General features: G+C 32.5%; 15 protein-coding genes. 10 read left to right on the top strand and 5 right to left on the bottom strand.

The features are described from left to right. Window positions 1-43: 43 nt before the first annotated feature. Together DU428_RS06540 and DU428_RS06545 are read left to right on the top strand one after the other, a co-directional pair. Window positions 44-439: a helix-turn-helix domain-containing protein gene (locus DU428_RS06540; RefSeq protein ID WP_113966110.1), complete on the top strand. Its 396-nt coding sequence runs from the start codon at window positions 44-46 to the stop codon at window positions 437-439. A 100-nt stretch (window positions 440-539) separates the two neighbouring features. Beyond that, window positions 540-905, top strand: coding sequence for a DNA topoisomerase IV (locus DU428_RS06545; protein ID WP_072349196.1), 366 nt, complete (start codon window positions 540-542; stop codon window positions 903-905). Window positions 906-1,088: 183 nt separating this feature from the next. Here the strand turns inward: DU428_RS06545 and DU428_RS06550 are convergent, their stop codons facing one another. The 5 genes from DU428_RS06550 to DU428_RS06570 form a co-directional block, all read right to left on the bottom strand. Then, window positions 1,089-3,782, bottom strand: coding sequence for a DNA gyrase/topoisomerase IV subunit A (locus DU428_RS06550; protein WP_113966109.1), 2,694 nt, complete (start codon window positions 3,780-3,782; stop codon window positions 1,089-1,091). A 12-nt stretch (window positions 3,783-3,794) separates the two neighbouring features. Continuing rightward, the gene (locus tag DU428_RS06555) at window positions 3,795-4,265 is read right to left on the bottom strand and encodes a hypothetical protein (RefSeq protein ID WP_113966108.1); all 471 of its coding nucleotides are present in this window, start codon (window positions 4,263-4,265) and stop codon (window positions 3,795-3,797) included. A 239-nt stretch (window positions 4,266-4,504) separates the two neighbouring features. Then, window positions 4,505-6,355 carry a DNA topoisomerase IV subunit B gene (locus tag DU428_RS06560; RefSeq protein WP_113966107.1) on the bottom strand — a complete coding sequence of 617 codons (1,851 nt, stop codon included), beginning with the start codon at window positions 6,353-6,355 and terminating at the stop codon, window positions 4,505-4,507. Between the two features lie 267 nt (window positions 6,356-6,622). Beyond that, on the bottom strand, window positions 6,623-7,717 hold the full coding sequence (gene ychF / locus DU428_RS06565) for a redox-regulated ATPase YchF (RefSeq protein WP_113966106.1): 1,095 nt from the start codon (window positions 7,715-7,717) through the stop codon (window positions 6,623-6,625). A gap of 288 nt (window positions 7,718-8,005) precedes the next feature. Next, window positions 8,006-8,359, bottom strand: a complete 354-nt coding sequence (locus tag DU428_RS06570) for a 4Fe-4S dicluster domain-containing protein (protein WP_072349206.1) — start codon at window positions 8,357-8,359, stop codon at window positions 8,006-8,008. 182 nt (window positions 8,360-8,541) lie between these two features. Between DU428_RS06570 and DU428_RS06575 the strand changes: the two genes are divergently transcribed. The 8 genes from DU428_RS06575 to DU428_RS06610 all read left to right on the top strand — a co-directional run bounded on the left by DU428_RS06575 (window position 8,542) and on the right by DU428_RS06610 (window position 16,064). Further along, on the top strand, window positions 8,542-9,600 hold the full coding sequence (locus DU428_RS06575; protein WP_113966105.1) for an acyl-CoA reductase: 1,059 nt from the start codon (window positions 8,542-8,544) through the stop codon (window positions 9,598-9,600). 159 nt (window positions 9,601-9,759) lie between these two features. Continuing rightward, entirely contained in the window at window positions 9,760-10,824 is a 1,065-nt protein-coding gene (serC, locus tag DU428_RS06580; RefSeq protein ID WP_113966104.1) for a 3-phosphoserine/phosphohydroxythreonine transaminase, read from the top strand. Between the two features lie 60 nt (window positions 10,825-10,884). Next, window positions 10,885-11,847, top strand: a complete 963-nt coding sequence (locus DU428_RS06585) for a D-2-hydroxyacid dehydrogenase (protein ID WP_113966103.1) — start codon at window positions 10,885-10,887, stop codon at window positions 11,845-11,847. 131 nt (window positions 11,848-11,978) lie between these two features. Then, window positions 11,979-12,617 (top strand): DUF937 domain-containing protein, encoded by a 639-nt coding sequence (locus DU428_RS06590; protein ID WP_113966102.1) that lies wholly within the window; start codon window positions 11,979-11,981, stop codon window positions 12,615-12,617. A 64-nt stretch (window positions 12,618-12,681) separates the two neighbouring features. Continuing rightward, window positions 12,682-13,113 (top strand): DUF6146 family protein, encoded by a 432-nt coding sequence (locus DU428_RS06595; protein WP_072349215.1) that lies wholly within the window; start codon window positions 12,682-12,684, stop codon window positions 13,111-13,113. Between the two features lie 35 nt (window positions 13,114-13,148). Further along, on the top strand, window positions 13,149-13,454 hold the full coding sequence (locus DU428_RS06600; RefSeq protein WP_113966101.1) for a DUF6787 family protein: 306 nt from the start codon (window positions 13,149-13,151) through the stop codon (window positions 13,452-13,454). Next, window positions 13,451-13,786 (top strand): hypothetical protein, encoded by a 336-nt coding sequence (locus tag DU428_RS06605; RefSeq protein ID WP_072349219.1) that lies wholly within the window; start codon window positions 13,451-13,453, stop codon window positions 13,784-13,786. Before DU428_RS06600 ends, DU428_RS06605 begins: the two co-directional genes overlap by 4 nt. Window positions 13,787-13,844: 58 nt before the next feature. Beyond that, window positions 13,845-16,064: a TonB-dependent receptor gene (locus DU428_RS06610; RefSeq protein ID WP_113966100.1), complete on the top strand. Its 2,220-nt coding sequence runs from the start codon at window positions 13,845-13,847 to the stop codon at window positions 16,062-16,064. Window positions 16,065-16,135 lie beyond the last annotated feature (71 nt).

Raw genomic sequence — 16,135 nt, forward strand, 5'->3', positions numbered from 1 at the left:
GTTTACATTTGTAGCAATGAATTCAACTTATTAATTGTTTACAATGATAAACAACGAAGCATTTGCAAAAAGACTGCAAAAAATCATAGAATACTACGGTGAAAGCGCCTCTTCTTTTTCTGAAAAAGTAGGAGTGCAACGCTCCACTATTTCACATATACTTTCTGGAAGAAATAAACCTAGTTTGGATTTTGTAATGAAGGTCCTCTCCCAATTTCCTGAGGTAGATTTATATTGGTTGATGAATGGAAAAGGAAGTTTTCCGTCGGAAAGCAAAAAAGTAGAAAAACCAGTTTCAGTAGAAAAAAAAGAAATTTCTACTAATAAAGAAAAAATTGAAATCCCTACTTCTATTTCAAATTCTTCGAACGGAAAAAAAATTGAAAGGATTGTTATTTTTTATTCAGATGGTAGTTTTCAAAATTTTGAAAATTCATAAATTCTAATAGAAATTTCTAGAATATACAATTCTCATGACTTTTTAGAAAAAGCATAGCTATACCAGAAAAGATTCCTAATTTTGCATAAAATTTAAATACATGAGAGTTTTATTCCTTTTAGCCTTATTAAGCCTTAGTAGCTGTTACCAAGTAGAAAGAAATTGTACCGATTATAAGACCGGTTCCTTTTATAGTGAAGTTACTATTGATGATGTAGTTTACACCTCTGATTTTACTAGAACCAATGACTTACAGGTAGAAGTATATAACGGTAAAAAAGATTCTGCACAAGTACGTTGGATTAACGATTGCGAAATGATCTTTAAAACCATCAACCCGAAGAGTATGGCAGAACGTAAGGATGTGCATTTAAAAATACTTACCACTACGGATTCTACTTATACTTTTGAATATTCATACGTTGGTGAAAAAATAAAACAGAAAGGTATTGCATACAAGAGGTAACGTCAGTTTTAAAACGATTTACGGCTCCTATTTGCTTTCCTAAGCCATTGGCTTATAAAACACTAAATCATTAGTATGGTAAGCGGTATTTTGCTTTTAAGAATTTATATAATACAAAATAGGGTGTATTTTTCAACACACCCTTTTATTTTGAATTTACGTTAAAATGTAATTACCATGTTTCTAAAACAAAGTAATTTGTCCGTCTTCCCCTTTCTCATATTTATCATCAGGTGAATTAGAGGTATCATCAGACGAAGATTTAGGTGCTTCCTTTGTTTTATCTTCATTTTCAGCCTTTTCCTCTGGCTTTACATCCTCTTCATCTACTACTTCAATTTCGTTTGCAGAAGTTTCCTCTGGAGCTTCATAAGGCAAAGGGTCTAGTAGGCTTATCTGGTTTACTTTATCTTTTGTTAACTGATTACCTAAAGCTGTAATTCCTTTTATAGCAATAAACTCTTCTAGGTTTACTTCCATATTTTCTTTTCTATCCTTACCACGCTCCTTTTTAAATTCTACATCAACCATTGGAATCCAATCTGTAGAAACAATTTCTAATTGTGATTTAGGATGGTCTGAAATGAAGCTTTCTTCTTTCCCTTCAGTTTCAATCAAAAAGCGCTTTACATAGTAACGCTCTTTTTCTCCATCAAAATAAATTGCTGATATAGGCTTGTTAGGAATCCATTTTTCTAAAATGATCATATCATCATCAAAATGCGTTGTTAATTCTGGTAAAATAGTTTTCACCATTCCAGATTGATTGATTACTAGTAACCTATCTTCTCCTTTAAATTCACCAATCAATTCCCCTCTTCCGTCTACATTCAAACGTTGCACCGCATCGTCAAACCATATTTTACGAGGTTTTAGGGTAGAAACTCCTTTTTCTTTAAGCTCCACTCTTTTTATTGGGTGCTTGGTAACTCTGTTTCCTTTAGAATTTCTTCCTTTGATTAAAATTTCAGAAAAATCTAAATCCCACTTCAGTTTTTTAACACTTCCTACCTGACGTAATAAGATGGAAACTATTTCCGCTTCGCCATTTGGATTTGCTGAAAAATACCAAACAACAGAATTACTATTTCCATTGGTTAAATCGTACTCTTTATCACGTGTCATACTAGTTACAGCAAAACGTTTCACGTATGAAGGCCCGCCTTTTCCATCGCGATAAATCATATTATAAATAGTTCGCTTGTCTTTCTTTTTAAAGACTGCAACATGAATAATATCTTTTCCGATAAATATTTTGGCATCTACTTTTACAACCATCATTTTACCTGTTTTGGTAAAAACGATTATATCATCTATATCACTACAATCGCAAACATATTCATCCTTACGAAGCGAAGTTCCTATAAAGCCTTCCTCTCTATTTACGTATAGCTTTGTGTTACGAATAACTACTTTGGTTGCATCTACATCGTCAAAAACTCTAATTTCTGTTTTACGCTCTCTTCCTTCTCCATACTCTTTCTTCAAGCGTGTAAAATAAGCTACTGCATAATCAATAATATGCGCAAGATGATGCTTTACCTCTGCTATTTGCGCTTCAAGAGCATCAATTTTTTGCTGTGCTTTATCTATATCGAATTTTGAAATACGTTTAATTCGAATTTCTGTTAGACGAGTAATATCTTCTTCGGTTATAGCTCGTTTTAAATGCTTGATATGCGGCTGTAATCCTTTATCAATTGCTTGAATTACACCTTCCCAAGTTTCTTCTTCCTCAATATCACGATAAATTCTGTTTTCAATAAAAATTCGCTCTAAGGAAGCAAAATGCCATTGTTCTTGGAATTCGCCAAGTTTTATTTCTAATTCTTGCTTTAATAAGTCTACCGTATTATCTGTGCTTCGGCGTAACATTTCTGTAACACCAATAAATAACGGCTTATTGTCTTCAATAACACAACCTAGCGGTGAAATAGAAGTTTCGCAATTAGTAAACGCATATAAAGCATCGATTGTTTTGTCTGGTGAAATTCCAGAAGGAAGATGCACCAATATCTCTACATTTGCTGCAGTATTATCTTCAATTTTCTTGATCTTGATTTTCCCTTTATCATTCGCTTTAAGAATAGAATCGATTAAAGAGGAAGTGTTTGTTCCAAAAGGAATTTCTGTAATTACAAGAGTGTTTTTATCGTATTGTGAAATTTTTGCACGAACACGAACCTTCCCTCCTCGCAATCCGTCGTTATATCCTGTAACATCTGCAATTCCTGCTGTTGGAAAATCTGGCAATAAGGAGAAACGCTTTCCTTGTAAATGTTTTATAGAAGCATCAATAAGCTCTATAAAATTGTGAGGAAGAATTTTGGTTGACAAACCTACCGCAATACCTTCACCTCCTTGTGCTAATAGTAACGGGAACATTACCGGAAGGTTTACCGGCTCTTTTCGTCTTCCATCATAAGAAGCTTGCCATTCGGTAATTTTAGGATTAAACACCACATCTAATCCGAATTTAGAAATACGAGCTTCAATATAACGTGAAGCTGCAGCACTATCTCCTGTTAAGATATTACCCCAGTTTCCCTGGGTATCTATAAGTAAATCTTTCTGACCAATCTGCACCATAGCATCTGCAATACTTGCATCTCCATGTGGGTGATACTGCATGGTGTGCCCAACAATATTTGCTACTTTGTTGTAACGTCCATCATCAAGGTCTTTCATAGAGTGCATAATCCTACGTTGCACTGGTTTAAAACCATCTTCAATTGCAGGTACAGCACGTTCTAAAATCACATAAGAGGCGTAATCTAGAAACCACTCTTTATACATTCCAGTAACCCTGGTAATGGTTTCTTGTGGTTCTATCTTTTCATTTTGCTCATTTGTCAAATCGTCATTTTCTTCTATCATGAACTAGCTGTTTTATCTATTTTGTTTAATCATTTTACTTAAAGACTGTCTAATGTATTTTCGCTTTTTTCGAGAAACTAAAGTGACATTAAATCGTTCTTTATTTGTGTTTCCACGTTTGTCTTTAATAAGCAATACTAATGTAGTATAAACTCCATAATTATGAAGTTTAAATCCGGATAAATCTTTTTTATGAAACTCAACTGTGTGCTCTCTATAATTAAATCTATCTGACAGTAATAATCCCTTATTGGTAACTACTACCTTCATACCATCACTATCATATTCGAAATATTTAGCAATGGCGTGAACTATAAAAAACACAGCTCCGAAACACAAGGATATAACCAAGAAAACCACCACAGGATCATCGCTTATACCACTAAACATCCTAAACATAATAGCAGCAACAATTGCCAAAAGCGCAAGTACAAAATAAACCGAAATGATTAAATTTTTTACGTTGTTATTATTGGTTCTCATTTTATAATTTATTTATAAAAAACTAGCCTAGATCTCTAGTTTGCTTCTTGCATTTCAATTGCTTCTGATAAACTTAAGTACTCATCACACTAAGTATCAATGCAAATCTCTATATATTCATCCTTATCATTGGAATTATTCAAATTTCAAAAGTAATTCTAAGCTTCTCTAAATCTACTTTATACCTATACATATTTATGGAAACAGAACCTATATTGGATTCTTCTTTATATAATATCCTATTCTATAATATCTAATTCAACTTTAAGGTTATCTATAATAAACTCTTGTCTTGTTGGTGTATTTTTACCCATATAGAAACTTAACAATTCTTCAATAGACATGTCTTTATCAAGCATTACAGGGTCTAAACGAATATCTTGACCAATAAAATGCACAAATTCGTCTGGAGAAATCTCACCAAGTCCTTTAAATCGAGTAATTTCAGGTTTAGGTTTTAATTTTTCTATAGCTGCTTTTCTTTCTTCTTCCGAATAACAGTAAATAGTTTCCTTTTTATTTCGAACTCTAAATAGTGGGGTTTGTAAAATATACAAATGCCCTTCTTTTATAATTTCAGGAAAAAACTGCAAGAAGAAGGTTATTAATAATAATCGAATATGCATACCATCTACATCGGCATCGGTAGCAATAACAATATTATTATAACGCAAATCTTCTATTGATTCTTCTATATTTAAAGCTGCTTGCAGAAGGTTAAATTCTTCGTTTTCATAAACGATTTTTTTGGATAAGCCATAACAGTTTAATGGTTTTCCTTTTAAACTAAATACTGCTTGTGTATTTACATCACGTGATTTTGTAATACTACCAGAAGCCGAATCCCCCTCGGTAATAAACAGGGTACTTTCTAGGTTTCTTTCATTTTTAATATCACCAAAATGCACTCGACAGTCACGAAGTTTTTTATTGTGTAAACTCGCTTTCTTAGCTCTGTCTTTTGCCAGCTTACGAATTCCAGACAATTCTTTACGTTCTCGTTCTGCTTGAAGAATTTTACGCTGAATACTATCTGCTACATCTGTATTTTTATGTAAGAAGTTATCTAACTGCGTCTTTAGGAAATCGTTAATATAGGTTCTTACCGTTGGAAGATCACCTCCCATATCTGTTGAACCTAATTTGGTTTTTGTCTGACTCTCAAAAACCGGTTCCATTACTTTAATAGCAATAGCTGAAACTACAGATTTTCTAATATCTGAAGCGTCGTAATTCTTTCCAAAATGTTCTCTTAAGGTTTTCACTAATGCTTCTCTAAAAGCCGCTAGGTGCGTTCCTCCTTGAGTGGTGTTTTGTCCGTTAACAAACGAATGATATTCTTCACTATACTGTGTTTTACTATGTGTTAACGCAACTTCAATATCGTCTCCTCGCAAATGAATTATCGGGTAAGCCATATCAGACTCGTTGATATTTTCCGCCAGTAAATCCTTTAACCCGTTTTCACTGTAGAATTTTTCTCCGTTATAAACTATTGTTAACCCTGGATTTAGGTACACATAGTTTTTAAGCATCTTTTCTACATACTCGCTACGATACTTATAATTTTTGAAGATTCCTTCGTCTGGTACGAAAGAAACTTTTGTTCCTTTTCGTCTTGAAGTATCTTCTAAAAGTTCTTGATTTATTAAGTTTCCTTGCTCAAATTCCGCGGAAGCGCTTTTACTATCTCTTGTAGATTCTACTCTAAAGTAAGAAGACAAAGCGTTTACTGCTTTTGTACCAACCCCATTTAAACCTACAGATTTTTTGAAGGCTTTAGAGTCGTACTTACCTCCGGTATTCATTTTAGAAACTACATCTACGACTTTTCCTAAAGGAATACCACGACCGTAATCGCGTACAATCACTTTATTTCCGTGAGTAGAGATTTCAATGGTTTTACCCGCTCCCATCACATACTCATCGATAGAGTTGTCTAAGACTTCCTTTAGAAGAATGTATATTCCATCATCTGGTGAAGATCCATCACCAAGTTTACCAATATACATTCCTGGTCGCATACGGATATGTTCTTTCCAGTCTAATGAGCGTATATTATCTTCGGTATATTTGGTTTCTTGAGACATAAAATAAATAGAGGTTGTGATAAGACGCTAATATAAGACATAACTGCAAAAAATAAAACACAACTAGCAAAGTAATTAACAATAAAAAATTAGTTGTTACGCACAACAATTACTTTTGGTTAGTTTTACTTCTTTTATTTCTAGATTATTTAAATCTGCAGCTAATTTCATTGCGATCTATAATGAGATAATATAAAAAAACCTTCTCTAAAGTGTAGAGAAGGTTTTTGTTTGTTTTAATTTTCTAAAACTAGATTTTCATAAATGTTATACGTTGAATAAGAAATGCATAATATCGCCATCCTTAACAACGTAGTTCTTTCCTTCTACACGCATCTTACCAGCTTCTTTCACTTTAGCTTCACTACCATAAGTAATAAAATCTTCATAAGCTATAACTTCTGCTCTAATGAATCCTTTTTCAAAATCTGTATGAATAACTCCAGCTGCTTGTGGTCCAGTTGCTCCTACATTAATTGTCCAAGCTCTCACCTCTTTCACTCCTGCAGTAAAGTATGTTTGTTGGTTTAATAATTTATAAGCAGATCTAATTAGTTTTGCAGATCCAGCCTCGTCTAAACCAATATCCTGAAGAAACATTTGTCTTTCTTCGTAATCATCTAATTCATTGATATCTGCTTCAGTACCAACTGCAAGCACTAAAACTTCAGCATTTTCGTCTTTTACAGCCTCTCTTACCTGATCTACATAAGCATTTCCGCTTACTGCAGAACCTTCATCCACATTACAAACATACATAACCGGCTTATCTGTAATTAACTGACTAGGCTTTACAAATTCTAAATAAACCTCTTCACTAAACTCGATGGCACGAACAGAAATTCCTGCTTCTAGGTTTTGTTTTATTTTTAGTAAAACAGCTTCTTCTTTCTGTGCTTCTTTGTTTCCTGTTTTTGCAGCTCTTTTTACTTTATCTAACTTTTTGTCTACAGTTTCTAAGTCTTTTAACTGTAGCTCCATATCGATAGTTTCCTTATCTCTAATAGGGTTTACATTTCCATCAACATGCACAATATTATCATTATCAAAACAACGTAAAACATGTAAAATAGCATCTGTTTCTCTAATATTTGCTAGGAATTGATTCCCTAAACCTTCACCTTTACTTGCTCCTTTTACTAATCCAGCGATATCTACAATCTCTACAGTTGCAGGTAAAACTCTTTCTGGTTTCACTAAGCTTTCTAATTTTTCTAACCTTGGGTCTGGAACGTTTACCACTCCAATATTAGGTTCTATGGTACAAAACGGAAAGTTTGCACTTTGCGCTTTAGCATTAGATAAACAATTAAATAATGTTGATTTTCCAACATTTGGTAATCCTACAATTCCTGCTTTCATATTTCAATCCCGAACCTTTTTATAAAAAAGGTAGCTAATGGGCTTTTTAAGTTATACTTAATTCCTGCTTTCGCAAGAATCTATTTTAATAAGTTGAATTATTTTTCAAGCTGCAAATGTAGTTAATTCCTTGAAAAGTTTGAATATGCTTTTCGGAAATTGTTAACTATACTATTTTCTTTATTTAAACAGCAGCTTTATTTGTAAACAATAAGAATCAACTAACTTCATCCCATAAAAAAATCCCAAGTAAAAACTTGGGATTTTATATACTTTTATAACCAGAGGCTAGTCTTCCGGGTGCATAAATTTTTGTTTTGCCAGTAATGTTTCATCCGACTCTACATGATTATCATCAGGAACACAACAGTCTACAGGACATACAGCTGCACATTGAGGTTCTTCGTGAAAACCAACACATTCTGTACATTTATCTGGAACTATATAGTAAATTTCATCACTTATTGGTTCCTGAGCTTCCTCTGCATCTACTTCCTTTCCGTTGTTTAAAACTATTTTTCCGCTTAAACTTGTTCCATCTTTATATCTCCAATCATCAGCACCTTCATAAATTGCTGTATTAGGACATTCTGGCTCACAAGCTCCACAGTTTATACATTCGTCTGTTATTATAATTGCCATAGCTTATTTCTATTTGAATATTTTGAAAATTAGAAAGGTGACTAAATCACTTAACTTTTAAAGAAACCATTCGTGTTTTTTGAAAAGCTTTTAATAAAATTTTGCTTAAAAAAATTTGGTTCATTTCATTTTTCTAACTTTGTGCAAAAATAAAGCCAAAAGTTTTCATAACCAAATAGAAGATGAATTTAGATCAAAGAATTAATGCATTTGTAAAATTAGGAAATTTCCTTAGTCAGTTTACTTCTGAAGGTATTCAGAAAAAAGACAATATAGAACACAACGATTTGTTTTTTGATGTTTTTAATAGCCAAATAAAACTTGCTCAAGAACACAATGGATGGTTTACCAAAAATAATATTTTATTCACTTTAGAGAACTGGTCTAAATCCCTAGAAAACAAAAATCTTACGGAGTGGTTATTAAAGTATAACTTTAACAATGTTAACTCTCAAAAAGTTGCTATTGTTATGGCTGGAAATATACCTTTGGTAGGTTTTCACGACTTTCTTTCTGTATTAATTTCCGGGCATGAAGTTTTAGTAAAACAATCTAGTAACGACAAACATTTACTTCCTATTTTGGCTAAATACTTAGAACATGTAGAACCAGGATTTAAAGGAAAAATCACCTTTACAGAAGGTAAACTTGAAAATTTCGATGCCGTGATTGCTACTGGTAGCGACAATACAGCTCGTTATTTTGAATATTATTTTAAGAATAAACCTTCGGTAATTAGAAAAAACCGTAATTCTGTTGCCATTCTTACCGGAAAAGAAACTGAAGAACAACTTAAAGCTTTATCTGAAGATATTTTTAGATACTATGGCTTAGGATGCAGAAATGTTTCTAAACTGTATGTTCCTAAAGAATATAATTTTGAAGCCTTTTTTAAAGCAATGTATCATTGGAACCCAATTATAAACGAAAACAAATACGCTAACAATTACGACTACAATAAAGCAGTTTATTTAATGAGTGAGTTTGACATGTTAGAAAATGGTTTTTTAATGATTAAAGAAGATACTAGTTTCTCCTCTCCTATTGCTACTGTTTTTTACGAATATTACGAGAACCAAGATGAGCTAAAAAAACTAATAGACACTAACGCAGAAAACATTCAATGTGTTGTTGCAGATGGATTTAGCAAAGAAGAAGTTCCTTTCGGAAAAACCCAACACCCGCAACTTCATGATTATGCAGATGGTGTGGATACCATTGAATTTTTGTTAAAAATTTAGTTGATAATTTATGATTTTATTCATGAATTTCCTTTTAAAAATAACCACCTTTGTAAACTAAATTTAAATACAAATTTCCAAGGAATTGGATCTCATACATATATAAAAGTTTGTTTGAAAAACACATCAAACTACAAAGAATACAATAAACAATTTTAGATGAAAAAACATAATTTTAGCGCAGGACCATGTATTTTACCACAAGAGGTATTTCAAAAAGCTTCTGAAGCTGTAATAGAATATAATAACGAAGGACTTTCTTTATTAGAAATATCACACAGAAGTAAATCTTTTGTAGATATCATGGAAAAAGCAAGATACTTAGCACTAGAACTTTTAGGTCTTGAAGGTAAAGGCTATAAAGCTTTATTTTTACAAGGAGGAGCTAGCACACAGTTTTTAATGGTAGCACTAAACCTTTTAGAAAAAAGAGCAGCTTACTTAAATACAGGTACTTGGAGCGACAAGGCTATTAAAGAAGCTAAAATTTACGATGACATTTTAGAAGTTGCATCATCTAAAGACGCAGGTTATAATTATATACCAAAAGGTTTCGAAATACCAAGTGACCATGATTATTTTCACTGTACTTCAAACAACACTATTTATGGTACACAAATGAAATCTTTTCCTAAGTCTCCTATTCCTGTTGCTTGCGACATGAGTAGCGATATATTCTCTAGACAACTAGATTTCACGCAATTCGACATAATTTACGCCGGAGCTCAAAAAAATATTGGTCCAGCAGGAACTACACTTGTCGTTGTTAAAGAAGATGTTCTAGGGAAAGTTTCTCGTAAGATCCCTTCTATGATGGATTATAAAGTACATATTAGCAAAAGCAGTATGTTTAATACGCCACCTGTATTTTCAATATATACTTCTATGCTAAACTTAGAATGGTTGAAAAACCTTGGAGGAATTAAAGCAATTGAAGAAATTAACGAAATGAAAGCTCGTGTAATGTATTCTGAAATTGACTTAAACCCTTTATTTAAAGGATATGCTGCAAAAGAAGATCGTTCAAATATGAATGCTACATTTAACTTGATTAATGAAGATTTAAAAGAAACTTTTGAAACCATGCTTAAAGAAGCAGGGATTAGTGGTTTAAGTGGTCATAGAAGCGTTGGAGGTTACAGAGCATCTATGTATAACGCAATGCCTCTAGATAGCGTAAAAGCACTTGTAGAAGTTATGAGTGAATTAGAACTGAAAGCATAAAATTAAAATTTATAATTAATTAAAATTTTCGCTTTAGCGGAAAAAATAAATTTACTTTTCATGATAGTATTAGCAAATGATGGAATTTCTCAAAGCGGAATTCAAGCATTAGAAAAAGCAGGTTTTCAAGTACTAACTACTACAGTAGCACAAGAGCAACTTGCCAACTACATTAATAAAAATAACGTAAACGTTTTATTAGTAAGAAGCGCTACAACCGTACGCAAAGAAGTAATTGATGCTTGCCCTACCCTTAAAGTTATTGGTCGTGGTGGTGTTGGAATGGATAATATAGATGTAGAGTACGCAAAGAGCAAAAATATTCACGTAATAAATACGCCTGCAGCTTCATCACAATCTGTTGCAGAGCTTGTATTTGCACACCTTTTTGGCGGAGTTCGTTTTTTACATGATTCAAACAGAAACATGCCTTTAGATGGCGACACGCGTTTTAAAGCACTTAAAAAGAATTACGCCAATGGAATGGAATTACGAGGAAAAACCCTAGGTATTGTTGGTTTTGGACGTATTGGACAAGAAGTTGCTAAAATTGCTTTAGGTGTAGGAATGAAAGTTGTTGCTTGCGATAAACTTATAGAAAATGCAGAAATCAAAGTAAGCTTTTTCGATGGACAATCTGTGAGTTTTAAAATTACAACACAGTCTATAGACGAAGTTTTCAAACAATCAGATTTCATTTCATTACATATTCCTGCTCAAAAGGATTATATCATAGGCAAAGAACAATTTGAAAAAATGAAAGACGGTGTTGGTATCGTAAACGCAGCACGTGGTGGTGTTATCAACGAAGTTCACCTTGTTGACGCTCTAGAATCTGGTAAAGTTTCATTTGCTGGTTTAGACACTTTTGAAAACGAACCTACTCCTGCAATTCAAGTTTTAATGAATGGACGCGTTTCTTTAACTCCGCATATCGGAGCTGCTACCCAAGAAGCTCAAAATAGAATTGGTGTTGAATTAGCAGAACAAATAAAAAGTTTACTTTTTACCGATAAAAACTAACCGTTTATAGATAGAATTTTAAAACTTTAAAGTTTCAAAGTCTTAACTCATACGTTAAGGCTTTTTTTGTGTAAATTAGAACTAAATCTTATTTTAAATAAGATTCGTATTAATTTAAATTTTTAATAAAAATGTCAGGAATTTTAGACTTATTAAACAGTGATCTAGGAAAAACTATTATTAGTGGAGTATCTGGATCTACAGGAACAGATCAAAACAAAACAAGTAGCGTATTAACAATGGCTCTGCCTGTTTTAATGAAAGCTATGGAACGTAATGCTGCATCTCCTCAAGGAGCCGAAGGATTAATGGGAGCACTTAGCAATAAACATGACGGAAGTATTTTAGATAATCTTGGCGGATTATTTAGTGGTGGTGTTAATGAAGAAGTCGTAAATGATGGTGATAAAATCTTAAATCATGTACTAGGAAGCAAAAAACAAGGAGTAGAAAAAATCATTGGTCAAAAATCAGGACTAGATGCAGATTCTGTTGCTAATATACTAAAAGTTGCTGCTCCTATTTTAATGGGTGTTGTAGGAAAACAAGCGAAACAAAATAACGTAAGTAGCGGTGCTGATTTAAGCGGACTACTAGGTGGTTTATTAGGTGGTAGCAACGCAAAAGAAGAACAAAGTTTCCTAGAGAAAATATTAGATGCAGACGGTGATGGTAGTATTATTGACGATGTTGCTGGAATGGTTCTTGGTAAAGCAGATAAAAAAGGAGGAATTGGCGGAATGCTAGGAAATCTTTTTGGAGGAAAATAATCTCCCTCTTTATATTTTAACAGAAATGCCAAACAAATGTTTGGCATTTTTTGTATTTTAGGATATGAAATCTATTTTTTATTACATATTAATTTTTTGCGCTCTTGCTGCTTGTAATACAACAAAAAACAAATCTGTTACAGAAGAAAAGCAACCTGTTACCGTTAATGATACCATTAAAATTAATAATGAAGAATTAGAGTACGAAGTAATTACAATAGAATCAGGTTTTAGTAATTGGCTTGCTTCACAAGCAAAACCAGAAGGCTTCTATTCTCAACATTATTTAGAAAGCAAAAACGTACTTTATGTTAACGAATGGAATGCACGTGTTTTAAATCCTAATAAATACGATCCTAACTTATATGAAATGCAAATCAACTATAATCGGAATGTAGATTATGGTTATGACGTTAACTATAAACTCTACAACTATTTCATTTACTTCCAATTAAAGTACAAACAACAATTATCCGGATTTATTCCTCAAAATTAAACTGTGTTATGTATTTTTGCAGAGAAATATAAAACATGGAAAAGTTAAAAAAACGTTGGGGAATTGATTCAAATAAGCAAGTAATTATAATCTTGTTTGTTTTTGCAGTTACAGGTTCTACAGCTTCTTTTATTGGGAAACCAATTTTGGCTTTTTTAGATATAACTCCCGAAACCCTAAACACTATATTATATTGGGTGATTAGAATCGTTATGCTATTTGTTATGTACCAATTCTTATTGATTTTCTTCGGATGGCTTTTTGGGCAATTCAACTTTTTCTGGAACTTTGAGAAAAAAATGCTTACTAGAATAGGTCTAGGTAGGTTTTTAAAAGAATGAATCTAGAAAAATCACATATTATTTTTAAAGTATTAACGGTAATTCTCGTAATAACCATCCTTACTCCTAGCCTAGTAAAGTTTGGTCATGTTTTCGAAAATCACCAACACGATTTCTGTGTAGATAATCTAGAGCAAACACATTTACATAGCTTAGATATAGATTGTGAATTTTATAAATTTAAAATAAACAATCCTTTTACTATCAATACAATAGCTTATGATTTAGTTTCTATTGAAAACAATCATAAAGTTTATACTTCACAATATCAATTCATTTCCGATTTTCAACGCCTACCATTTGCGTTGCGTGGTCCTCCACGATTAGTTTAATACTTAGAAACCTAAGCAGAAAATATTTCAGCAAAAATTCACATTAAACTAATTAAAAATGAAACAATTCATAAACGTATTGTTGCTATTTCTAGCAACAAACCTTACTGCACAAAATAATATCGAAGGCGTGGTATTTGATAGCCAAACAAACGAAAGCATAGCATATGCAAACATCTTTATACCTCAATTAGAAAAAGGAACCACCACCAACGATGATGGAGAGTTTATTATCAAGAATTTACCTTCTGGAAACTATAAGATTTTAATATCCTATATTGGTTTTGAAACTTTTTCAAAGACCGTAAATATCCCATTAAAAGAAAATTTACAAATCGCTTTAATTCCTTCATTTATTGAAATGAAAGAAGTTATTATCTCTACCCCTTTTCACAAATTACAAAGTGAAAACGTAATGAAAGTAGAGCAACGAAAAATTTCAGACTTAAAAGCAAAAGGAGCAATCAATCTAGCAGAAGGAATCACTAATATACCAGGTGTTGCAGGTGTTTCAACAGGAATAAGCATTTCTAAACCAGTAATTCGCGGACTAAGTTCCAATCGTGTATTAGTTTACACACAAGGAATTAGATTAGAAAACCAACAATTTGGCGATGAACACGGACTAGGAATTAACGACGCTGGAATTGAAAGTGTAGAAGTTATAAAAGGTCCTGCCTCTTTACTTTATGGTAGCGACGCACTTGGAGGGGTTTTATACATTAATCCAGAGCGATTTGCACTAGAAAATGAAAACGAAACCAATGTAAATCTACAGTATTTCTCAAATACCGAAGGTCTAAGCACCAATGTAGGATACAAAACCTCTGGTGAACAATTTAAGTTCTTAATTAGAGGTAGCTTTGCAGAACACGCAGACTATAATACCGATAGTTACAGAGTTACAAACACTCGTTTTAATGAAAAAGATTTAAAAGCAGCACTAGGATATCAATCTTTACAATTCAAAACCGAATTACGATATAACCTTAATGCTTCAAAATTAGGAATTCCTGAAGAAATTGGTGTTCAGAATTTAAATAAGTCTCCTTTACTTCCATATCAAAGCATTCATAATCATATTTTCAGTTCTAAATCTAAATTTTATTTTGAAGATTCTAGCTTAGATGTGGATTTAGGTTTTACCTATAATGATAGAAAAGAATTTGAAGAGCACCATCACCACCATGGGGAGCATCATGAAGAAGAAGCGCATGAGGAAGAGGAAGTTTTAGATCCTGCATTACAAATGAAGCTTAAAACTTTTAATTACGATATAAAATACCACTTGCCTGTTCTTGGCAAATTTGAAACTATCGTAGGTGTTCAAGGAATGCATCAGGTAAATTCTAATTATGGTGAAGAACAATTAATCCCGAATGCTACTACAAATGATTTTGGTGTTTTAGCAACATCGCATATTCATTTTGAAAAAGCGGATATTCAACTTGGTGCTAGATTTGACACACGCAGCTTAAAGGTTGTTGGAGGTTTAGAAAAAGATTTTACTAGTTTTAATGGGGCATTAGGTATAAAAACTAATCTTGCTAATAATCTAGTCGCTAGACTAAATTTAGCAACCGGATTTAGAGCTCCTAACCTTGCTGAGCTAACTTCCTATGGTTCTCATGAAGGAACCAACCGTTTTGAAATTGGAAATGAAAACCTTCTAAACGAACAAAATTTCCAAACAGACTTAGCTATAGAATATAAAACAGATCATTTAGAAATTTTTGCTAATGGTTTTTATAATGTAATTAATGATTATATCTATCTTTCTCCTAATGGTGAAATAATAAACGATAATCCTGTTTATTTATATCTTCAAGAGGATGCAACTTTATATGGTGGAGAAGTTGGTATACATATTCACCCACATCCTTTAGATTGGTTACATTTTGAGAGTAGTTTTGAAACGGTTACAGGAAATAGAAGCAATAATGAGTTTTTACCTTTAATTCCAGCAAACAAATTTAAAAACACACTACGAGCAGAGTTTCATTTAGAATCGGTAAAAAAAGGATTTGCTTTTGTAAGTTTAAACACTACTTTAAAACAAAATAATATAAGTGATTTTGAAACTAACACTTCTGGATACAACCTACTGAGTGCAGGATTTGGTGGAGAGTTAAAACTATTTAAGAATTCTTTACACCTTCAGGTTACTGGAAACAACCTAACCAACAAGAAGTATATAAATCATTTATCAAGACTAAAATCTGATGGTATTTATGATATTGGAAGAAATATTAGTGTATCTGTAAGCTATACTTTATAATACATTAGAAACTTCAGAATAAAAAACTCCTCTTAAATAAGAGGAGTTTTTTTGTTATTATGTAAGAGTGT

This window comes from Oceanihabitans sediminis, from assembly GCF_003337215.1.
GTDB classification, from domain to species: Bacteria; Bacteroidota; Bacteroidia; order Flavobacteriales; family Flavobacteriaceae; genus Oceanihabitans; species Oceanihabitans sediminis.